Annotated in this window: 24 protein-coding genes and 1 pseudogene; 5 read left to right on the top strand and 20 right to left on the bottom strand. The window is 66.3% G+C overall.

Annotation, left to right across the window (positions count from 1 at the left end; translation table 11 throughout):
* Positions 1-37: 37 nt before the first annotated feature.
* From F0U60_RS23475 to F0U60_RS23380, 20 genes and pseudogenes are all read right to left on the bottom strand, one after another.
* Complete coding sequence (locus tag F0U60_RS23475) at positions 38-223, bottom strand: type Z 30S ribosomal protein S14 (RefSeq protein ID WP_043409024.1); 186 nt, start codon at positions 221-223, stop codon at positions 38-40.
* A gap of 15 nt (positions 224-238) precedes the next feature.
* Entirely contained in the window at positions 239-892 is a 654-nt protein-coding gene (rplE, locus tag F0U60_RS23470; protein WP_108075880.1) for a 50S ribosomal protein L5, read from the bottom strand.
* A 174-nt stretch (positions 893-1,066) separates the two neighbouring features.
* The gene (gene rplX, locus F0U60_RS23465) at positions 1,067-1,396 is read right to left on the bottom strand and encodes a 50S ribosomal protein L24 (RefSeq protein ID WP_108075879.1); all 330 of its coding nucleotides are present in this window, start codon (positions 1,394-1,396) and stop codon (positions 1,067-1,069) included.
* Positions 1,397-1,433: 37 nt separating this feature from the next.
* Positions 1,434-1,802 carry a 50S ribosomal protein L14 gene (gene rplN / locus F0U60_RS23460; RefSeq protein ID WP_043409019.1) on the bottom strand — a complete coding sequence of 123 codons (369 nt, stop codon included), beginning with the start codon at positions 1,800-1,802 and terminating at the stop codon, positions 1,434-1,436.
* A gap of 107 nt (positions 1,803-1,909) precedes the next feature.
* On the bottom strand, positions 1,910-2,224 hold the full coding sequence (gene rpsQ / locus F0U60_RS23455; RefSeq protein WP_395823485.1) for a 30S ribosomal protein S17: 315 nt from the start codon (positions 2,222-2,224) through the stop codon (positions 1,910-1,912).
* A 10-nt stretch (positions 2,225-2,234) separates the two neighbouring features.
* Entirely contained in the window at positions 2,235-2,441 is a 207-nt protein-coding gene (rpmC, locus tag F0U60_RS23450) for a 50S ribosomal protein L29 (RefSeq protein WP_203404242.1), read from the bottom strand.
* A gap of 60 nt (positions 2,442-2,501) precedes the next feature.
* Positions 2,502-2,921: a 50S ribosomal protein L16 gene (gene rplP, locus F0U60_RS23445; RefSeq protein WP_395823483.1), complete on the bottom strand. Its 420-nt coding sequence runs from the start codon at positions 2,919-2,921 to the stop codon at positions 2,502-2,504.
* 56 nt (positions 2,922-2,977) lie between these two features.
* A complete protein-coding gene (rpsC, locus tag F0U60_RS23440; RefSeq protein WP_203404240.1) occupies positions 2,978-3,643 on the bottom strand; it encodes a 30S ribosomal protein S3 in 666 nt (221 codons plus the stop codon).
* A gap of 46 nt (positions 3,644-3,689) precedes the next feature.
* A complete protein-coding gene (gene rplV, locus F0U60_RS23435; protein WP_203404239.1) occupies positions 3,690-4,034 on the bottom strand; it encodes a 50S ribosomal protein L22 in 345 nt (114 codons plus the stop codon).
* Between the two features lie 40 nt (positions 4,035-4,074).
* Positions 4,075-4,356: a 30S ribosomal protein S19 gene (gene rpsS, locus F0U60_RS23430; RefSeq protein WP_043409002.1), complete on the bottom strand. Its 282-nt coding sequence runs from the start codon at positions 4,354-4,356 to the stop codon at positions 4,075-4,077.
* A 15-nt stretch (positions 4,357-4,371) separates the two neighbouring features.
* The gene (gene rplB, locus F0U60_RS23425) at positions 4,372-5,217 is read right to left on the bottom strand and encodes a 50S ribosomal protein L2 (protein WP_203404238.1); all 846 of its coding nucleotides are present in this window, start codon (positions 5,215-5,217) and stop codon (positions 4,372-4,374) included.
* A 32-nt stretch (positions 5,218-5,249) separates the two neighbouring features.
* A complete protein-coding gene (locus F0U60_RS23420; protein WP_203404237.1) occupies positions 5,250-5,543 on the bottom strand; it encodes a 50S ribosomal protein L23 in 294 nt (97 codons plus the stop codon).
* Positions 5,540-6,163, bottom strand: a complete 624-nt coding sequence (gene rplD, locus F0U60_RS23415; RefSeq protein ID WP_203404236.1) for a 50S ribosomal protein L4 — start codon at positions 6,161-6,163, stop codon at positions 5,540-5,542. Before rplD ends, F0U60_RS23420 begins: the two co-directional genes overlap by 4 nt.
* Positions 6,164-6,216: 53 nt before the next feature.
* Positions 6,217-6,525: a 30S ribosomal protein S10 gene (gene rpsJ, locus F0U60_RS23410; protein ID WP_002625389.1), complete on the bottom strand. Its 309-nt coding sequence runs from the start codon at positions 6,523-6,525 to the stop codon at positions 6,217-6,219.
* A gap of 193 nt (positions 6,526-6,718) precedes the next feature.
* Positions 6,719-7,908 (bottom strand): annotated as a pseudogene (gene tuf, locus F0U60_RS23405) (elongation factor Tu).
* A gap of 119 nt (positions 7,909-8,027) precedes the next feature.
* The gene (gene fusA / locus F0U60_RS23400; RefSeq protein WP_395823479.1) at positions 8,028-10,103 is read right to left on the bottom strand and encodes an elongation factor G; all 2,076 of its coding nucleotides are present in this window, start codon (positions 10,101-10,103) and stop codon (positions 8,028-8,030) included.
* Between the two features lie 139 nt (positions 10,104-10,242).
* Positions 10,243-10,713, bottom strand: coding sequence for a 30S ribosomal protein S7 (gene rpsG / locus F0U60_RS23395; protein WP_043408972.1), 471 nt, complete (start codon positions 10,711-10,713; stop codon positions 10,243-10,245).
* Positions 10,714-10,855: 142 nt separating this feature from the next.
* A complete protein-coding gene (gene rpsL / locus F0U60_RS23390) occupies positions 10,856-11,227 on the bottom strand; it encodes a 30S ribosomal protein S12 (protein WP_108075645.1) in 372 nt (123 codons plus the stop codon).
* 207 nt (positions 11,228-11,434) lie between these two features.
* Positions 11,435-11,950 (bottom strand): ribosomal protein S18-alanine N-acetyltransferase, encoded by a 516-nt coding sequence (gene rimI, locus F0U60_RS23385; protein WP_395823476.1) that lies wholly within the window; start codon positions 11,948-11,950, stop codon positions 11,435-11,437.
* Positions 11,947-12,663 carry a hypothetical protein gene (locus F0U60_RS23380; protein ID WP_395823474.1) on the bottom strand — a complete coding sequence of 239 codons (717 nt, stop codon included), beginning with the start codon at positions 12,661-12,663 and terminating at the stop codon, positions 11,947-11,949. The genes rimI and F0U60_RS23380 overlap by 4 nt, the downstream gene beginning before the upstream one ends.
* A 115-nt stretch (positions 12,664-12,778) precedes the next feature.
* Here F0U60_RS23380 and dnaJ point away from each other — a divergent pair, with 115 nt between their 5' ends.
* From dnaJ to F0U60_RS23355, 5 genes are all read left to right on the top strand, one after another.
* Positions 12,779-13,951, top strand: a complete 1,173-nt coding sequence (gene dnaJ, locus F0U60_RS23375) for a molecular chaperone DnaJ (RefSeq protein ID WP_395823472.1) — start codon at positions 12,779-12,781, stop codon at positions 13,949-13,951.
* Between the two features lie 100 nt (positions 13,952-14,051).
* Positions 14,052-14,777, top strand: coding sequence for a HEAT repeat domain-containing protein (locus F0U60_RS23370; protein WP_395823470.1), 726 nt, complete (start codon positions 14,052-14,054; stop codon positions 14,775-14,777).
* Positions 14,778-14,990: 213 nt separating this feature from the next.
* Positions 14,991-16,670 (top strand): ATP-binding protein, encoded by a 1,680-nt coding sequence (locus F0U60_RS23365; RefSeq protein ID WP_395823468.1) that lies wholly within the window; start codon positions 14,991-14,993, stop codon positions 16,668-16,670.
* A gap of 77 nt (positions 16,671-16,747) precedes the next feature.
* On the top strand, positions 16,748-18,466 hold the full coding sequence (gene argS / locus F0U60_RS23360; RefSeq protein ID WP_395823466.1) for an arginine--tRNA ligase: 1,719 nt from the start codon (positions 16,748-16,750) through the stop codon (positions 18,464-18,466).
* 42 nt (positions 18,467-18,508) lie between these two features.
* Positions 18,509-21,061: a 1-acyl-sn-glycerol-3-phosphate acyltransferase gene (locus F0U60_RS23355; RefSeq protein WP_395823464.1), complete on the top strand. Its 2,553-nt coding sequence runs from the start codon at positions 18,509-18,511 to the stop codon at positions 21,059-21,061.
* Positions 21,062-21,088 lie beyond the last annotated feature (27 nt).

Below are 21,088 nucleotides of genomic sequence, written 5' to 3'. Positions count from 1 at the left end.
CCGGGCCCCTGCTCGGAGCCCGGACACCCGCGTCCGACTACCAGGACGACTTGGTGACGCCGGTGATCTCGCCGCGGAGGGCGCGGTGCCGGAAGCAGATACGGCACATGTTGAACTTCCGCAGGAACGCGCGGGGCCGACCGCACAGCGGGCAGCGGTTGTACGCGCGGACGGAGAACTTCGGCTTGCGCTTCGCCTGAGCGATCTTCGAGAGCTTGGCCATGGATGCGGGTCCTCGTTACTGGCGGAACGGCATGCCGAAGTGACGCATCAGCGCCAGCCCCTGCTCATCGTTCGCCGCAGTGGTGACGAAGCTGATGTTCAGCCCCTTCACCTTCTCGATCTGGTCGTAGTTGATTTCCGGGAAGATGATCTGCTCGCGCACGCCGAGCGTATAGTTACCCTTCCCGTCGAAGGCCTTGGGGGACACGCCCTTGAAGTCACGCACGCGCGGCAGCGCGACGGTGATGAGGCGGTCCAGGAACTCGTACATGCGGTCGCCGCGGAGCGTCACGGCAGCACCGATCGCCTGGCCCTGGCGCAGCTTGAAGTTCGCGATGGACTTACGGGCGCGGGTCACCACAGGCTTCTGACCGGTAATGGCACCCAGCTGGTCCACGGCGGATTCGAGGATCTTGGCATTGGCGAGCGCCTCGCCCAGACCCATGTTGACGACGATCTTCTCGAGGCGAGGAACCTGCATGGGGTTCTTGAGCCCCAGCTCCTTCATCAGCGCGGGCACGCCTTCCTTGCGGAAGCGCAGCTTCAGACGCGCCGGCTTGGACTCGAGACCCTCCTCGATGTTCGCCGCGAAGCCTGCCTTCTTGAGCTCTTCCTTCTTGCGGCCCTTCTTTTCCTTCTTCGGCGCCGCTTCCTTCTTCTCTTCAGCCATCGTCTTGTCCTCTGCTTCGGAACGCCGTCGTGGACCCAGCGCGCCGATCAGTACTGCGTGGAAACTGGAAACACCGGAGCCCTCTTGGGTCTTTCAGAGCTCCGGGTATGCACGCCCGCCCTCCCCTCGTCCGGGTAGGACAAAGGGCGCGCATACATGCCCGAACCCGCGCCCCTAGTCAATCAGGGCGTCGCAGTTCTTGCAGAACCGCTTCTTCTTGTCCCCATCGGCCCGGATACCCACGCGGGTCGGCTTGTCGCACTTGGCGCAGACCAGCTGGACGTCCGAGATGTGGATGGTGCCCGGCTTCTCCACGATGCCGCCCTCGGGCTGCTGAGGCGTCTTGCGCAGGTGCCGCTTGACCAGGCGCACGCCCTCGACGGTCACGCGCTGGGCCTCACGGTCAATCTTCAGGATCTTCCCGCGCTTGCTCGCCGGGGTCTTCTCCGAGCGCTCGGCGCCGGCGATGACCTGGACGGTGTCTCCAACCTTGAGCTTCTCCATGGTTCCTCTCCCTCCTCGCGGACCGCCTGATGCCCTACTAGAGGACCTCGGGAGCGAGCGAGATGATCTTCATGAACTTGCGGGCGCGGAGCTCGCGGGCGACCGGCCCGAAGATGCGCGTCCCGATGGGCTCCATGTCCTTGTTGATGAGGACGGCGGAGTTGCCATCGAACTTGATGTAGCTGCCATCCGGACGGCCCACCTCGCGCGCGGTGCGCACGATGACCGCCTTGGCCACGTCACCCTTCTTCACCTTGGAGTTCGGCAGCGCCTCGCGCACCGACACGACGATCACATCGCCGATGGACGCGTACTTGCGCTTCGAGCCACCGAGCACCTTGATGCAGAACACCTTCTTGGCGCCCGAGTTGTCGGCCACGTCGAGCACGCTCGTCATCTGAATCATCTGGAATCTCCTATCTCAGCTACGGCAGGCCCTTCCGGCGAGGAGGGGCACCGCGCGGCTCGAGCCACGGCCTCGCGCGCCTGGACGGCTGCGCGAGCTCGGACGGCTCAGACGTTCTTGCTCTTCTCCAACACCTCGACCACGCGCCAACGCTTGTCCTTCGACGTGGGCCGGGTCTCGGCGATACGCACCCGGTCACCCTCGTTGATGGTGACCTTGGTCGGATAGTCGTGGTCCTCGACGTGCGCCTTGTACTTCTCGCGCATGCTCATGATCTTCCCGTACTTCGGGTGAGACGCGCGGCGCGAGACGGTGACCACCACCGTCTTCTGCATCTTGTTGGAGGTCACGATCCCCACGCGGGTCTTGGGACGGCCGCGGGTGGAGGTCTTGGCAGAGGTGGATTGAGTCGCTTCAGCCATGAAAAAGCTCCTAAGCCTTCTTCTCCGCCCGGGTCTTCTCCCCCAGGACGGTCAGGATGCGCGCCAGGTCGCGCTTGTGCTGGGTGCGCTCGGACGGGTTGTCGAGCGAGCCGGTCGCCCTCTTGAGCTGATCCTGGAACAGCGTCTCGCGCAGCTCGGCCGCGCGCCGCTTCAGGTCATCCGCCGAGAGCTCCTTGAGTTCCTTCGCAGTCGCCATCTTCAAATCTCCTCGAGCCAGCGGGCGGCCCTCTTCTCAGCGGGCCACCCGGAGGCGGAACTAGAGCGCCAGCTCGCTGCGGGTGACGATCTTCGTCAGCACCGGCAGCTTGGCCTGGGCCAGCTTCAGGGCGGTGGTGGCAACCTCCGGCGTCATACCCTCCATCTCGTAGAGGATGCGGCCGGGCTTGACCACTGCCACGTAGTACTCCACACCGCCCTTACCGGTACCCATGCGGGTTTCGGCGGGCTTCTTGGTGATGGGCTTGTCCGGGAACACGCGGATCCAGATCTTGCCACCACGCTTGATGTGGCGCGTCATCGCGATACGGGCCGCCTCGATCTGCCGCGAGGTGATCCACCCCGGCTGCAGGGACATGAGGCCGTACTCACCGTAGGTGAGGTCGCTGCCGCGGTACGCCCGACCGGGCGTGCGGCCCTTGTGCATCTTGCGGAACTTCGTGCGAGCAGGCTGAAGCATCGTCGGTGTCCTTCAATCCCGAGCGAGCCGTCCCTCCCGGGACGGCTCCCGGGGAGTTAGCGGTTGGCCGCCGGCGCGGGGCTCTGGCCACCCTTGGTGGGCAGCACCTCGCCGCGGCAGATCCAGACCTTGCAACCGATCTTGCCGTAGGTGGTCTTCGCCTCGGCGAAGCCGTAGTCGATGTCCGCACGAAGGGTGTGCAGGGGCACGCGGCCCTCGCGGTACCACTCGTAGCGGGCCATCTCCGCGCCACCGAGGCGGCCGGAGCACGACACACGGATACCCTTGGCGCCGAACTTCATCGCCGTCTGCAGCGCCTTCTTCATGGCGCGGCGGAAGGCGATACGACGCTCGAGCTGGGTGGCAATGTTCTCGGCCACCAGCTGCGCGTCCGTCTCGGCCTTGCGGACCTCGACGATGTTGAGGAAGACCTCGTTCTTCGTGAACTGCTGGAGGTCCTTCTTCACCGTCTCGATGCCGGCACCGCGCTTGCCGATGACGATGCCCGGGCGCGCGGTGTGCACGTTGACCTTCACCTTGTTCGCCGCGCGCTCGATCTCCACCTTGGAGACACCCGCGTGGGCGAGCGACTTCTTCACGAACTCGCGGATGCGGATGTCCTCATGCAGCCACTGCGCGTAGTTCTTGTGCTCGAACCACTTGGAGTCCCAGGTCTTGATGACCCCGAGGCGGAACCCAATGGGATGGACTTTCTGGCCCAACGTGCTTCTCCTTCGAATCGGTTGCGTGGGGCGCCAGGCGGGCGGCTTACTTGGCCGCCTCCGCCAGCACCACGTGAATGTGACTGGTCTTCTTGTTGATGCGCGAGGCTCGGCCCATGGCGCGCGGCATGTAGCGGCGCTGGGTCGGACCCTGATCCACCGAGATCGTCTTCACGATGAGACGGTCCACGTCGACCTGACCCTTGGACAGGTCCGTCGCGTTGGCCACGGCGCTCTTGATGAGCTTGGCCACCGGAACCGCCGCGGCGCGGCTGGTGAAGCGCAGGATGTTCAGGGCCTGCCCCACCGGCTTGCCCCGGACGAGAGCCGCCACGGTGGAAACCTTCCGGGGCGACATGCGCAGGAACCTCAGATGTGCCTTCGACTCCATGTCATCTCCTCTGGCGGACGCCGCCTGTCAGCGGGGCCGGCTACTTGCCCTTGGCGACCTTCTTCTCCGCCGAGTGACCACCGAACGTACGGGTCGGGGCGAACTCGCCGAGCTTGTGGCCCACCATGTTCTCGGTCACGAAGACGGGGATGAACTTGCGGCCGTTGTGCACCGCGAAGGTGTGTCCCACGAACTCCGGCAGGATGGTGGAACGCCGGGACCACGTCTTCACAACACTCTTCTTGTTCGTCTTGATCATGTCCTCGATCTTCTTCACGAGGTACCCATCGACGAACGGACCCTTCTTAATCGAACGCGCCATTGCGTAAACCCTCGACTACTGGCTGCGCGCGCCCGGACGGCGGACGCTCACGATGAACTTGTCAGTACGCTTGTTCTTGCGGGTGCTGAGGCCCTTGGTCTTCTGGCCCCACGGCGACACCGGGTGCGGGTTACCCTGACCGGACTTACCCTCACCACCACCGTGCGGGTGGTCGACAGGGTTCATGGCCAGACCGCGGACGGTGGGCCGGATGCCCAGCCAGCGGCTACGACCCGCCTTACCGATACGGATGATCTCGTGCTCCAGGTTGCCCACCTGGCCCACGGTGGCGCGGCACTCGATGAGCACCATGCGCACGGCACCCGAGGGCAGACGCACCTGAGCGTAGCGGCCCTCCTTCGCCATCAACTGGCCGGAGGAGCCCGCGGAGCGGATGATCTGCCCGCCGCGGCCCGGCTTCAGCTCCACGTTGTGGATGATGGTACCGATCGGGATGTTGATGAGCGGCAGGGTGTTGCCCGGACGAATGTCCGCGTTCTCACCCGCCATCACGGTGTCCCCGACCTTCAGGTCGACCGGGGCGAGGATGTAGCGCTTCTCGCCATCCGCGTAGTGCAGGAGGGCGATGTTGGCGGAGCGGTTCGGGTCGTACTCAACCGCGGCGACCTTGGCCGGCACGCCATCCTTGTCCCGACGCTTGAAGTCGATGACGCGGTAGCGGCGCTTGTGACCACCACCCTGGTGACGACGGGTGATGTGGCCGTGAACGTTGCGGCCGCCGGACTTCTTGAGGGGCTCGGTAAGGCCCTTCTCCGGCGTGTCCTTGGTGATGTCCGCGAAGTCAGACACCGTCATCAGACGGCGGGCGGCGGAGGTCGGCTTGTACTTCTTGATGCCCATGGTGGTTCCTCAACGTCGGTCAGCGCCGTGCGCTAGACCGCGCCTCCCTCGAAGAGTTCGATCTTGTCCCCCTCCTTGAGGGTGACGACCGCCTTCTTGAAGTTCGGCCGCTTGCCAATCGAGCGGCCCACCCGCTTGGTCTTGCCGCGGACGATGTTGGTCCGCACGCCCTCAACGTTCACCTTGAAGAGCTGCTCGACGGCGCGGGCCACGTCGTACTTGGTGGCCTTCTTGTCGACGATGAACGAGTACTGCCGGAACTTCTCGCGGGCCGCGTCCAGCTTCTCGGTGATGAGCGGTCCCTTGATGACGTCGTTGATATTCACGAGAGCGCCCCCTCGATGGCCTTAGCGGCCGAGGAAGTGAGCACCAGGTGCTTGTGGCGGAGCACGGACTCGAGGTTCAGACCCTCGGGGGGCAGAACGTCGAACTTCGCCAGGTTGCGCACGCTGCGGTGCAGGTTGGTGTTGTCCTTGGCATCAATGACCAGCGCGTCGGCCAGCTTCAGCCGCTTGGTCAGAGCCTCGAAGGCCTGCTTGCTCTTCGGAGCAGCCAGGTTGAAGTCGCTCACGATGATGAGCGTCTTCTCACGGGCGCGCAGCGACAGGGCCGCCTTGAGCGCACCGCGACGGACCTTCTTCGGAGGACGGTAGAAGTAGTCCCGCGGCTTCGGGCCCATCGCCTTACCACCACCCACCCAGTGGGAAGCGCGGATGGAACCCTGACGAGCGCGGCCAGTGCCCTTCTGCTTCCAGGGCTTCTTGCCACCGCCGCTCACCAGCGAGGTGTTCTTCACCGCCACCGTACCCCGGCGCCGGTTGATCTGCTGCATCTTCGCGACCTCGTAAAAGAGGTTCGCGTTCGGCTCGGCGCCGAAGACCTCGTCGGAGAGCTCAAGCTCCGACACCTTCTTCAAATCCAGATCGACTACGTCGAACTTCGCCATGGCTCTTTCCTCTGGGGAACGGAGTGGAACCGCGAGGGCTCAGCCCCGCTTCCTCAGGACTTGATCTCCACGTCAACACCGGCCGAGAGATCCAGCTTCATCAGCGCGTCCAGCGTCTGCTGGGTCGGCTCGAGGATATCGAGCAGGCGCTTGTGCGTGCGGATCTCGAACTGCTCGCGGCTCTTCTTGTCCACGTGCGGCGAGCGCAGAACCGTGAACTTGTTGATGCGCGTGGGCAGGGGGATCGGACCGGCAACCTTGGCGCCCGTGCGCCGCGCCGTCTCGACGATCTCCCCAGCGCTCTGATCCAGGAGCTTGGAGTCGTAGGCCTTCAGCCGGATGCGGATCTTCTGTGTCGCCATTCGCAAAAACCTCTTTGTACGGCCTCTGCCTGCCTGTGGGAGGCGCTACGCCCAACGTCCCCTGGATGTCACAGAGCCGTCTCTTCGAAGGGGCGCGGCTTGTACCACCGCATTCCCCGTGTTTGCAACCTTATTCCCACTGCCCCGGCTTTTTTCCACCCGGAACGCCGGGGCAGATGGGTACTTCCGAATACTACGCGATGATCTCGGCCACGACGCCGGCGCCCACGGTGCGACCGCCCTCGCGGACGGCGAAGCGGAGCTCCTTCTCCATGGCCACAGGGGTGATCAGCTCCACCTCGATGGCAATGTTGTCGCCCGGCATCACCATTTCGACGTTCTCAGGCAGCTTCACCGTGCCCGTCACGTCCGTGGTGCGGAAGTAGAACTGCGGCCGGTAGCCCTTGAAGAACGGGGTGTGACGGCCACCCTCTTCCTTCGTGAGCACGTAAATCTGCGCCTTGAACTTGGTGTGCGGGGTGATGGAGCCCGGCTTGGCCAGCACCTGACCACGCTCCAGGTCCTCACGCTTCAGGCCGCGCAGCAGCGCGCCGATATTGTCGCCCGCCATGCCCTCGTCCAGCAGCTTGCGGAACATCTCCACACCCGTAACCACCGTCTTCTGGGTGGGGCGGATACCGACAATCTCGATTTCCTCGCCCACCTTCACCTTGCCGCGCTCCACGCGACCGGTGGCCACCGTACCGCGGCCGGCGATGGAGAACACGTCCTCCACCGGCATCAGGAAGGGCTTGTCCGTCGCACGCTGCGGGGTGGGGATGTACTTGTCCACCGCCTCCATCAGCTTGAGGATGGCCGGCTCGCCGATGTCCGAGGTGTCACCCTCGAGCGCCTTGAGGGCGCTGCCGGGGACGATGGGAATCTCGTCGCCGGGGAAGTCGTACTTCTTGAGCAGGTCGCGGACTTCCATCTCCACGAGCTCACGCAGCTCGGGTCGTCCAGCATGTCGACCTTGTTCAGGAAGACCACGATGTAGGGCACGCCGACCTGACGGGCGAGCAGGATGTGCTCACGCGTCTGGGGCATCGGGCCGTCCGCGGCGGACACCACGAGGATGGCGCCGTCCATCTGCGCCGCGCCCGTGATCATGTTCTTGACGTAGTCGGCGTGGCCCGGGCAGTCGACGTGGGCATAGTGCCGGTTGGTCGTCTGGTACTCCACGTGGGCGGTGGAGATGGTGATGCCGCGCTCGCGCTCCTCGGGGGCCTTGTCGATCTGGTCGTACGCGAGGAAGGTCGCGCCGCCGGTCTTCGCCAGCACCTTCGTGATGGCCGCCGTCAGGGACGTCTTGCCGTGGTCCACGTGACCGATCGTACCGATGTTCACGTGCGGCTTCGTTCTTTCGAACTTCTCCTTACTCATTGCTGCTCCTCGCGAGGCCGGCTTACCGGCCGAATCGAGAAAAGGTGCTGCGTCGTGCTCCAAACCTGCAGAAACGTCAATCTAAATCGCCCGCTCTCCTCTTAAGGGAGCTGGTCACATCAACGGTTCAGCGCGTCTTTTGATGCCGGCGCGTAGTGGCTGAACCGCATGGTGTACGTGGCTCTTCCCTGGCTGCGGCTGCGCAGGTCGGTCGAGTACCCGAACATCTTGGCCAGCGGCACCTGAGCGTGGATCGCCTGCACGCCTCCCGGCCGAGGCTCCATGCCCATGATCTTCCCCCGGCGTCCATTGAGATCGCCAATCACGTCTCCCGTGAAGTCGTCCGGGGTGACGATCTCGCAGTCCATGATGGGCTCGAGGAGCACGGGGTCTGCGGTACGCACGGCGTCCCGGAAGGCCATCGAGCCGGCGATCTTGAAGGCCATCTCGTTGGAGTCCACGTCGTGCATCGAGCCGTCGTAGGCCTCCACCTTGATGTCCAGCATGGGGTAGCCCGCGATGGGACCGCTCTGCATGGCCTCCTGGATGCCCTGCTTCGCCGCCTCGATGAACTCCTTGGTCACCACCCCGCCCACGATCTGGTTCTCGAAGACGAAGCCCGCGCCTGGCTCGTTGGGCATCACCCTCAGGTTGATGTGGCCGTACATGCCCTTGCCACCCGTCTGGCGGATGTACTTGCCCTCGGACTGCACCGCCTTGGTGATCGTCTCGCGGTAGGCCACCTGGGGCTTACCCACGTTGGCGTCGACCTTGAACTCGCGCAGGAGCCGGTCGACGATGATCTCCAGGTGCAGCTCGCCCATGCCGGCGATGATGGTCTGCCCCGTCTCCTCGTTCGTCTTCACGCGGAAGGACGGATCCTCCATCGCCAGGCGCGCCAGGCTCGTGATGATCTTGTCCTGGTCCGCCGTAGACTTCGGCTCGATGGCCACGTCGATGACGGGCTCAGGGAACTCCATCCGCTCCAGGATGATGGGGTGCTTGTCGTCGCAGAGCGTGTCGCCCGTGGTGGCCAGCTTCAGGCCCACCACTGCGCAGATATCACCGGCGTAGCACTCCTGGACCTCGTCCTTCTTGTCCGCGCGCATCTGCACCAGACGGCTGATGCGCTCGCGCTTGCCCTTCACCGAGTTCCACGCCGCAGTGCCCGCCTCCAGCTTGCCCGAGTAGATGCGGAGGAACGTCAGCGTCTGCGACTGGAACGACGGGTCGTTCATGATCTTGAACGCCAGCGCGCTGAACGGCGCCTTGTCATCCGTCTCGCGAATCTCGTCGTCGCCCTTGGGGCTCTTGCCGTGCACCGGGGGGACTTCCAGCGGGTTGGGCAGGTAGTCCACCACCGCGTCCAGCAGCGGCTGCACGCCCTTGTGCTTGAAGGCCGAGCCACAGAACACGGGGAAGATCTTCAGTCCCAGACACCCCTTGCGGATGGCGCCGCGGATCTCCGCCTCGGTGAGCTCCTGGCCCTCGAGGAACTTCTCGGTGAGCGCATCGTCCTGCTCGGCCGCGGTCTCCACGAGCTCGCTCCGGGCCGCGTTGGCCTCCTCGAGGAACTCCTCGGGGATGTCCACCACGTCGTACCGGCTGCCCTGCTCCGAGTCGTGGAACACGAGCGCCTTCATCCGCACCAGGTCGATGACGCCGCGCAGCTTCTCCTCGGTGCCCAGCGGGAGCTGCAGGCGCACCGGACGCGCGCCCAGCTTCTCGCGGATCGAGTTCACGGACATCGTGTAGTCCGCGCCCACTCGGTCCATCTTGTTGACGAAGCAGATGCGGGGGACCTTGTACTTGTCCGCCTGGCGCCAGACCGTCTCGGACTGGGGCTCCACACCGTTCACGCCGTCGAAGACCGCGATGGCCCCGTCCAGCACGCGCAGCGAGCGCTCCACCTCGATGGTGAAGTCCACGTGGCCCGGCGTGTCGATGATGTTGATGCGGTACTTCTGATCGTTCCGATTCCAGAAGGCGGTGATGGCGGCCGAGGTGATCGTAATGCCGCGCTCGCGCTCCTGGGGCATCCAGTCCGTGGTCGTGGTGCCTTCATGCACCTCGCCCATCTTGTGGATGGCTCCTGTGTAGAACAGGATCCGCTCCGTGGTCGTGGTCTTTCCGGCATCGATGTGCGCCATGATGCCGATGTTGCGATAGCGCTCGAGCGGGTACTCGCGAGGCATGTCTCCGAACCTCTCCAGAACGGGGCGGGCGTACTCCCCTGCCCTCCAACCACAAAACCAACGAAACGGATGTCAAAGACCGGAAACACCCGGACGCGGGGGGCCGCATCCGGGTGCCGGGCACTTCAAGACGCCAGGACTACCAGCGGTAGTGGGCGAAGGCCTTGTTGGCCTCGGCCATCTTGTGCGTGTCCTCGCGCTTCTTCACCGCGTTGCCACGGTTGTTGGCGGCGTCCATGATCTCGCCGGCCAGCTTCTCCATGGCCGTCTTCTCACCGCGCGCCTTGGCGTAGGTGATGATCCAGCGCATGCCCAGCGCCACGCGGCGATCCTGACGGACCTCCACGGGAACCTGGTAGGTGGCGCCACCGACGCGGCGGCTCTTCACCTCGAGCACGGGCTTGACGTTGTCCAGGGCCTTCTTGAAGGTCTTGAGGGGGTCCTCCTTCGCACGCTCCTCGATGAGGGCGAAGGCGCCGTAGCACACCCGCTCGGCGATGGACTTCTTCCCCTTGCGCATCAGGTCGTTCACGAACTTCGTGACGAGGCGGTCCTGGAACTTCGGATCGGGAAGGATCTTGCGCTTGGCTACTACGCGACGACGAGGCATTGCTCTGTATCCCTTACGCCCCGCTCCCATGCACCCGGGAGGCTTCGTGGGGCTTCAACTGCGTTGGCGAAATCAAGGAGGCTCCCCAGGGTGCGGGGCAAGCGTCCTAAGCGGATGAAACGAAGGTGATCAACGACCCGAATCAGCTCGGGCGCTTGGCGCCGTACTTGGAACGGCCCTGCTTGCGACCGGCCACGCCCACGGAGTCCAGCGTGCCGCGGATGATGTGGTAGCGAACGCCCGGGAGATCCTTCACACGGCCACCGCGGATCATCACCACCGAGTGCTCCTGGAGGTTGTGACCCACGCCCGGGATGTACGAGGTGACCTCGATCCCGTTCGTCAGACGAACACGCGCCACCTTACGGAGCGCCGAGTTCGGCTTCTTCGGCGTCGTGGTGTACACGCGGGTGCAGACGCCACGCTTCTGAGGGCACTCCTTCAGAGCGGGGCTCTTGCCCTTGATGTTCAACTTCTCGCGGCCCTTGCGGACCAGCTGGCTGATGGTTGGCACTGAGCTTCTCTTCCTTCCCGATTTGCCCCGGGCGGGTGTACCCAGGGGCGCATACAAACCTACAACTGCGCTTGAAAAAGGGCCGCGAGTATAGGGAGGGACCACCCTGTGTCAAGCACTGCCGGCCCACGGCGTTCCAACCGTGGACGACATGGGCGTCCTTTCCTGCTCTCTCCTGGCAAGCCCGGTCCTCTACTCCCCTGGCTACTAGAAGTCGAGGACCATCACGATCGCGTCCTCGGGCGCCTGGCCCTCGTCCACGTAGTAGTTCGGCCGCACGCCCACCGGGCGAAAGCCGAATGACTTGTAGAGATTGATGGCGGGCTCGTTGCTCTTGCGCACCTCCAACGTCGCCAGGCTGCACTTGCGTGCTCGCCCCTCGGACAAGGTGGCCTCCATCAGTCTGCGCCCCACCCCTCGCCGACGGTGCTCCGGCGCGGTGGCCACGTTGAGCACGTGCACCTCGTCGTGGACGATCCAGAAGATGGAGATGCCCAGCAGGCGGCGGCCTTCCTCGGGCAGGGGCTCTTCCAAGAGGAAGATGACGGACCAGTCGTGACCGAGCTCGCGCTGCAGCAGCTCGTAGGACCACGGGTTGGTGAATGAGGCCTTCTCCAGCTCCATCACCGCAGGCAGGTCCTCCCGTGTCATCCGCCGGATCAGAAACGGACACTCCAGTTTCACCTGCTCCTTCGGACGGGCCTCCTCGCGCATCCGCCTCATGGCAGCGCCTCCCGGGCGAAGGGAGCTACCCGCCGGACCTTCGCGCCCGCCCTCACCTGGGCGAACTCCTCCTTCGCGAGCTGGCCGTAGCGCTCCCGCATCAACTTCTCCCTCAAGGCGTCCCGCACCGACTCGTACGGTCCGCCCAAGGTCCCCTTGTGCTCCTCCCAATACCGCCGCGTCTCCGCCTCGCTCACCTGCGCGCGCAGACGGATCCGGCTGTCCAGGATGCGCTCGGCCCGCACGGCCCGCTCCAGCACCGCCGTGAGCTGCTCCAGGTCCGCCTCATGCCGGGCCAGGAAAGCCAGCAGTGCCGGTTCGTCCTCGAAGCGCTCACGGAAGGCCTTCAGCCGGGCATCCATCTCCGAGCGCTCCGCTGGGAAGGCCTGCAGCCTGTCCGCCCCTGCCACCAGCAATCGCTGGTTGATGGCCAGCTCGAGCGCCCCTCGAAGCGTCTGCTCATCGAGCGAGGCCTCCGCCGCCCGCACGCCCCCTCGCTGAACCAGCGCGACCCGCGTCTCGAACTCCAGCTCGCTCAGGGTGAGCACCTGGTTGCCGATGACCGCCACCACCCGGTCAATGACTCGACCCTCAGCCGCAGGGGCCGTCCGGGGCGCTTCGGCAACGGACTGCGCCACGGCGGACACCGGCACCAGTACGAGCCAGCCCGCCACCAACCCGGTCCTCGCTCGTTGTCCGCGCGGTGCTCCCATTCTTTCCCTCAGGTCCCTCCAGCCACTTTATACATCCGGGCCTTGAGGCACACGCCGTGCTGGCGCTCGCCGCATGGCTGGTTACGTTTTTGCAGTCTCGGAGGGCCACAACCCCATGGCGGACGACTACTACCAGATTCTCGGCGTGTCCCGGACGGCGTCGGCCGACGAAATCAAGAAGGCTTTCCGCAAGCTTGCCCGCAAGTACCACCCGGACGTCAACCCGGGCGACAAAGCGGCCGAGGAGAAGTTTAAGCAGCTCAACGCAGCCTTCGAGGTCCTGTCGGACGAGCGCAAGCGCAAGCTGTACGACGAGTTCGGCGACGACGCCGCCCAGTTCGGTTTCGATGAGAAGAAGGCCGAGCAGTACCGGGCCTATAAGGCCGCACAGGCGGCTGGCGGCAGACCGTTTGGTGGCGGTGGTGTCGGCGGTGCGGACTTCGACCTGGGCGACATCTTCGGTGACATCTTCGGCCGAGCGGGCGGCGGCGGCGTGGACGTCGGGGAGATCTTCGGACGTGCCGGAGGAGGCCGCGCCGCGGGGCCCACCCCTGGCGAGGACATCACGGCCACCCTCACGCTCAGCTTCAACGACGCCCTCTCCGGCACCGAGCGCAGCATCTCGCTCCAGCGACCCGGCCGCTGCCAGCGCTGCCATGGCTCGGGCCAGGTGGGGACTCCCTCCACGTGCGCCACCTGCGGCGGCACCGGCAAGGCGCGTCGCAGCGGCGGCATCCTGGGCATGGCCATGAGCGGCACCTGCCCCACCTGCCGTGGCACGGGCCGTGCCGCGCCCCCCTGCCCTTCTTGCCAGAGCTCAGGCGTCGTGGAGGAGACGGCTCGGCTCACCGTGAAGATCCCCGCCGGCGTCCAGACGGGCTCCAAAATCCGACTGTCCGGCCAGGGCGCGGCGGGCTCGCGCGGGGGACCCCCGGGGGACCTCTACATCGAGACCATCGTCGCGGAGCACCCCTTGGTACGCCGCGAAGGAGATGACCTCTATATGGACCTGCCGGTGACGGTCTCCGAGGCCATGCTCGGCGCCGAGGTCCGCGTGCCTACCTTCCAGGGAGAGGTCACGGTGAAGGTGCCCGCGGGCTCCCAGTCCGGCCGCCGCATGCGCCTCAAGGGCCGGGGTGCCCCCTCCCTGAAGGGCGGTGCTGCAGGAGACCTCTACCTCACACTCCAGGTCAAGGTGCCTGAGCATCCCTCCACCGAAGCCCGGCAGGCCGCCGAGGCGCTCGCCCGGGCCTATCAGTCGGATGTCCGGGGCTCGTTGCAGCTGTAATCGACGGCCGGTCACTGGCCATCCAAGCTTCTTGCGTTAGTTTGCGCCGCGTCCTACACGGCGCCCAAGAACTCGTTTCACCCCTCGGAGCATCTTCCTCATGGGCATCTTCGATTTCCTCGGCGGCTCCGGCCCCGAGAAAGCCCTCAAGCTCAAGTCCAAGGTGACCCAGAAGTATGGGGACCCCACCACTCGCCAGAAGGCCCTCCAGCAGCTCGGGGAGATGAAGTACCCCGAGGCCGTCACCGTCCTGTTGCATCGCTACACCATCACCGTGGAGCCCCTCACCACGGACGCGGACGAGAAGGAGCACGTCTTCGAGCTCATCAAGGGCTTCGGCAAGGACGCCGTTCCCCCTGTCACCGAGTTCCTGCGCAAGAACGAGCAGGCCACCTCCTGGGCCCTGCGGATCCTCGAGGCGCTGCTGCCCGAGTCCGAGGTCATCGACATCGTCGTGGGCGCGCTCAATACCCTGAGCGCTCAGTACATGCGCGATCCCGAGAAGAAGGTGGTCCTGCTCCACTACGTCACCGACAAGCAGGATCCGCGCATCGCCCCGGCGGTGCTGCCTCACCTCGACGACATGGCGGATGAGGTGAAGATCGCCGCCCTGAAAGCGCTCGGCCCTCAGAAGCACGAGCCGGCGCGCGAGCCCATCCTCCGCCTCCTGACCACCGCCGATACCGCACGCCGAGTGCAAGTGGCCGCGCTGAGCGCGCTCCAGGAGAGCGGCTTCGGCGTCCAGGGCTACCGCGAGAAGGTGGAGCCGCTCCTGAGCGACCCCTACTACCTCGACGGCAATGGCGTGGTTCAACGCCGCTCCTGAGTACCTGGTACCTGGTGGGTCGGGAGTCTTCCTCCCGCCCTGTGTCATCCATCGGACATGGCAATTGTCCTGCGGGCGGCCCTGTTGCGGGAGGGGCCGGGTGAGGTCTTTCCACCCCGGCTCCGGGTGGCGCAGGATCGGCATGAGCCGCGCGCGTCACCCCCACCCTGGACGGGGGCTGGCGCGCTGCCCCCTGGTTGCCGAGGTAGCTCCGTGCCGAAGAAGAAGGTTCCGCATCTGGCTGAGATCGTCACCCTCCGCCCCGAGGCGAAGAAGCCCCGACGAGTGCAGAAACCCCAGCCTCCCGTGGACAACGAGGCCGCCGAGCGCGCCCTCGTGGAGATGTCCCTGCACATCACCTCGAGCGCCGGCCCCACCGAAGCCCTGCGCGCCCAGCTGCAGATCGTCCACAACCTGATGCAGGCCAAGGCCTGCTACGTGGCGCGCTTCCTCCCCTCGCGCAACCAGCTCCACGTGGAGCACGTGCGCGGCCGCTACGACGAGCGCATCACCGCCGCTACCCCCGAGGAAGGCCTGGTCGGCCGCGCCTTCGCCGAGAAGGCGATCCTCCGCGACGAAGAGACCCTCGCCGTGCCGCTCGAGAGCCCTCAGGGCGTCACTGGCGTGCTGGCCATCATCGCCCCGCGTCGTGCGCTCTCGGACTCGCTGCTCGCCGCGATCGCCGGCCAGCTCTCCGCCTCCTATGAGGTGGCCCGCCTGCGCGACGACAGCGCCCGGCGTAACAAGGACCTCCAGACGGCCATCGCCGGCCTCAAGGCGCTCGAGCAGAGCCGCGACGAGCTGCTCGGCAACGTCTCGCACGATCTGAAGAACCCCCTCACCACCCTCAAGGCCTACCTGGCCATGATGGGCCGCGAGAAGCTCGGGCCCGTCTCCGATGCCCAGCGCCGCGCGGTGCAGGTGTGTGATCGCAGCGCGGACCGCATGTTGCGCATGGTGAATGATCTGCTGCTCATGTCCCGCCTCCAGGCCGGGAAGATGCAGCTCAACCAGCGCCCCTTCGGGCTCAAGGCCGTGGCCGAGGAGGTCATCCGCACCCTCACCCCCGCCGCCGAGCAGGCCCGGGTGCAGCTCACCCTGCCCCCCTCCACCGAGGTCTTCGTCCGCGGTGATCGCGAGCGCATCGCCGAGGCCATCCAGAACCTCGTGGAGAGCGGCATCCACCGCTGCGAGGCCGATGACACCGTGGAGCTGCGCGTCTCCGTCGAGGACGGGCTCGCCCAGCTCACCGTGAAGGACACCGGGCCGGGCATCAGCTCGGAGGACCTGGAGCACGTCTTCGATCCCTTCTACCGGCCCGAGGGCGCCCGGGGTCAGGGACGCAGCCTGGGCTTGCCCCTGGTGGCCAAGATCCTCGCGCTCCACGGCGGCCGAGTGGAAGCCTCCAGCACCCTGGGTGAGGGCACCTCCTTCCAGATGGTGCTGCCCATGTTCGCCGGCGCCGTCAGCACGCCCGACGCCGCCCAGGCCGGTCCTCGCGCTGGCGGCATCCTGCTCGTCGAGGACGACGCGGACTGCCGCGAGGTGCTCCAGCAGGTGCTCGAGCAGGAGGGCTACCGGGTGATGTCCACCTCGGGGGCGGCCGAGGCCCGCTCCATCCTCTCTCACATCCGCCCGGCCATGGTGCTGTTGGATCTCCGGCTGAGCGAGGAGGACGGACGCTCCGTGCTGCGCTTCATCCGCGGCACCGAGTCCCTGGCCGACATCGCCGTCTACATCATCTCTGGCGCCAGCGAGGTCTCCAGCCTCGGCGCCGGCCAGGGGTTGGACCGCATCGACGGATTTTTCGAGAAGCCCTTGCAGCTGCCCCGGCTGCTCGACACCGTGGCCGCCGTGGTCCGGCCGAGCCGCCGCAACCCGGCCGTCAGTTGAAAGGCAACTCCGACTCGCCGCGTTGACAGAAGGTGCGCGGAATACGCGCCGGTTTCGCTTAGTATCCGCGCGATCCAATGAATCCTTCCGTCTACTCCCGTTATCGGACTGCCTTCGTCGAGGCGCTCGCCCAGGCCCTGGGCGTGCCCGCCTCCGAGATCGACTCCCAGGTGAAGCCGGCCGACCCGGCCCACGGCGACCTCTCCTTCCCCACCTTCCCCCTCGCCAAGGCCCAGAAGAAGGCCCCACCCGCCATCGCCGCCTCGCTCGCGCAGAGCGTGAAGGTGCCGGGACTGGAGGTCGTGGCCGCCGGCCCCTACGTCAACGCGAAGTTCGCGCAGCTGCCCTTCACCGCCGAGGTCATCGACACCGCTCGCTCGCAGGGCGTGCGCTATGGCGGCGGAGACCAGGGCGCCGGCAAGACGGTGGTCATCGACTACTCGTCGCCCAACATCGCCAAGCCCATCGCCTTCCACCACATCCGCTCGACGATGATCGGCCACAGCGTGGCCAACCTGCACCGGGCGCTCGGCTACAAGGTCGAGGGCATCAACTACCTGGGCGACTGGGGCAAGCAGTTCGGCCTGGTGGCCGTGGGCTTCCAGGAGTACGGCGTCCCCGAGCGCCGCAAGGACATGGCCCACCTCGTGGAGGTGTACGTCAAGGCCAACAAGCGCGCCGAGGCCGAGCCCGCCTTCGACGAGCGCGCCCGTGACTTCTTCCGGCGCATGGAGGCCGGTGAGTCCGAGGCGCTCGCGCTCTGGAAGGAGTTCCGCGAGACGTCCGTGCGCGACTTCGAGCGCATCTACGCCCGGCTCGGCATCCAGTTCGAGCACATGGAGGGCGAGAGCTTCTACCAAGGCAAGATGGAGCCGGTGATCGACGAGATCGCCCGCAAGCCCGGCGTCAAGGAGTCGCAGGGCGCCACCATCGTGGACCTGCCCTACGCGGAGAACGAGCCGCCCGTCCTGCTCAAGAAGAACGACGGCAGCACGCTCTACGCCACGAGAGATCTCGCGGCGGCCATTGACCGGCACGAGCGCTTCCAGTTCGAGAAGTCGCTGTACGTGGTGGCCACGGATCAGGCGCTGCACTTCCGGCAGCTCTTCCGGGTGCTCGAGGCCATGGGCCGCGAGTGGTCCAAGCGCATGGTGCACGTGAACTTCGGCCGCGTGCACGGCATGAGCACGCGCAAGGGCAACGTCGTGCTCCTCAATGACGTGCTCGACGAGGCCAAGACTCGCGCGCTGGAGAAGGTGCAGGAGAACATCCAGGCGGGGAAGATCCAGACGAACAACGCCGAGGAGCTCGCCGAGCAGATCGGCCTGGGCGCCATCGTCTTCGGCGACCTGAAGAACCGCCGGACCACGGACTACACCTTCGACTGGGAGGACGTGCTCGCCTTCGAGGGGCACTCCGGCCCGTACCTCCAGTACGCGCACGCGCGCACCTGCAACATCCTGCGCCGCGGCGGTGGAGCGCCGGCCTCGTATGACGCGTCGCTGCTCACCCTGCCGGAGGAGCAGGCCGTGCTGCGCGTCATCGCCCGGCTGCCCGTGGTCGTGCAGGAGGCGGCGGATCAGGCCGAGCCGAGCTTCATCGCCCGGTGGCTGTTGGATCTGGCCGCGGAGTTCAGCCGCTACTACACGCTGGGTAACCAGGATCGCACCAAGCGCGTCATCCTCGAGGGCAATGAGCCGCTGAAGGCGGCGCGGCTCGCGCTGACGGACGCGACGCGGGTGGCGCTGGCGGCGGGACTCGCGCTACTGGGTATCGCCACGCCCGAGAACATGTAGAAGAGGTTAGACGAGGCTCTTGTGGATAAAGGGGGGCAGCACATGGACACCGCATTGCTTCAAGCTGCGAATCACAGCGAGGCATTGAAGGAAGAGTTCGGCCCCATCTCCCGGGTGCTGGGGCAGCGCTACTTCGACGGGGTGCGATTCCCCGCCGAGGCCGAGGATGAACTGCGCTCGCTCCACGCCAAGGGGTTCGTGGTGCACGTCATGCGCTCCACGGCGTGGATCAACTTCCTCTACCTCACCTGGGCCATGGTGCGCCGGGCCCTGCCCCCCGTGCGGGCGGTGGTGAACCTGCGCCCCTGGTTCACCCGCCCGTTCCGCAAGACGGCGCAGCGGGGCGACTTCGACGTGCGCTTCACCTACGCCCGGCGCCAGGGAGGCAGCGGCCTCATCTTCCTCAAGAAGACGGCCCTCCTGAGCGCCTCGGGCAAGGACATCGAGGAGAACCCCTTCCCCTCTCTCGTCTCAATGGCGCGCAAGGGGGACAAGACCGTCTACCTGGTGCCGGAGCTCTTCGTCTGGGAGAAGCGCACCTCGCGCGTCAAGCCGACCGTGCTGGATCACGTCTTCGGCAGCCCCGACGCCCCGGGCTTCCTGCACTCGATGGTGGCCTTCTTCCGCAACTACCGCCGCGCGCAGTTCCGGGTGGGCGAGCCCATCGATCTCAAGCGCTTCATCGAGGAGAACCCGCAGGACTCCGACGAGGTCATCGCGCGTAAGGTGCGCAGCGCGCTCAACCACCACCTGGCCCGTGAGACTCGCGCTGTCTTCGGGCCGCCGGTGAAGCCGCCCGTGCGCATCATCGAGGAGACGCTGCGCGACCGCACGCTGCGCAAGGCGCTGGACTCGGTGGCCACCGAGAGCAACCGCAAGCCCGAGAGCGTGCTGCGCCAGTCCCGACGCAACCTGCAGGCCATCGCCGCCAAGGCCAGCCCTACGACGCTGGCCTTCGTCTCGCCTGTGCTGGGCTGGGTGTTCAACCGCATCTACGACGGCATCGAGGTGGACGAGGCCGGACTCAACCGCGCCCTCAAGGCGGCCAGCAAGGCCCCGCTGGTGCTGTGCCCCTCGCATAAGAGCCACGTGGACTACCTGGTGATGAGCTGGGTGCTGTGGAACCGCGGCTACGCCGTCCCCCTGGTGGCCGCCGGCGCCAACCTGTCCTTCTGGCCCCTGGGTCCGCTGCTGCGCCGCTGCGGCGCCTTCTTCCTGCGTCGCTCCTTCAAGGACGACAAGGTGTACGCCGCGACCTTCAAGGCCTACGTGAAGAAGCTCGTCCACGACGGCGTGCACCAGGAGTTCTTCCCCGAGGGCGGGCGCTCGCGCACCGGCAAGCTGCTGCAGCCCAAGCTGGGCATGTTCACCTGGCAGGTGGAGTCCGTGCTCGAGGGCGCGCGCAATGATCTCATCTTCGTGCCCGTGTCCATCGACTACGAGAAGGTCGTGGAGTCGAGCAGCTACTCGAGGGAGCTGGCCGGCGGTGAGAAGAAGCCCGAGGACCTCAAGGCGCTGCTGAGCACGCCCAAGGTGCTCGCGGCGCGCTACGGCCGCATCCACCTCACCTTCGACGAGCCCCTGTCGCTGGTGGAGCTGATGAAGAGCCGCGGGCTCGACCCGAGCCAGGCCATCACGGACGAGCAGAAGAAGGGCCTGGTGCGCGCCCTCGGCAACCGGGTGATGTACGGCATCAGCAAGGTATCGACGGTGACGCCTCATGCCCTGCTGAGCGGGGCGCTGCTGTCCCATCGCCGCCGCGGCATGACGAGCCGTGAGCTCACGGACCGTATCAACATCCTTCGCCGCATCGCCGAGGAGGAGAAGGCCCCGCTGTCCACCCTGTTGAAGAACTCGCCAAGCAACCCAGAGGCGATGGGGGCCATCCAGGACGCCATGCGCACCTTCTGCTCGGACGGCATGGTGCGCACGCAGAAGGCGCACGGCGAGGTCATCTACCAGGCCGAGGACAACCGCCGCGGCGAGATGGCCTTCTACAAGAACACGCTGATGAACCTGGTGGCGGCGCGCGGCCTCGTGGCCAACGCACTGCTGGTGGGGGCTCCGGCGCCGTTCGACGAGGTGAAGGCCCGCGCGCTGTGGCTCTCACGCCTCTTCAAGGTGGAGTTCATCTACCGGGTGGGCGCGAGCTTCGACACCATCTTCGCGGAGGTGGTGGAGCGGTTGGTGCGCATGGGACTGGTGCTCCACCAGGGGGACACCCTGAGCGTGGCGCCAGAGCCCCATGCCCGGCCGGAGCTCGAGTTCCTGGCGGATCTGCTGCGCGACTACCTGGAGTCGTACCTGATCGCCGCCCAAACGCTGCCGGAGGTGGCCGCTGGCACGGTGCAGGATCGCAAGTCCTTCGTGAAGCAGGCGCTGGAGCTGGGACGCGCTGAGTACCACTCGGGGCGCATCACCGCGGCCGAGTCCCTGGCCAAGGTGACGCTCGAGAACGCGGTGGCCTACATGCTGGACCAGCGCTACCTCGTGGAAGAGGACAAGAAGCTGAAGCTGGGACCCACCGCCCCTGATGTAGCGGCAACCCGGCAGTTCACCGAGGAGATCCGCCGCTACCTGCGCCACCAGAGCTGAGCCTCGCCCCTCTCCTCTCCAGGAGGG

Origin of the sequence: Archangium minus, assembly GCF_044360475.1 — a bacterium.
Taxonomy (GTDB): Bacteria; Myxococcota; Myxococcia; order Myxococcales; family Myxococcaceae; genus Archangium; species Archangium minus.
Note: the sequence above shows the minus strand (reverse complement) of the source record. Positions and strands in the feature narration are given on the sequence as shown.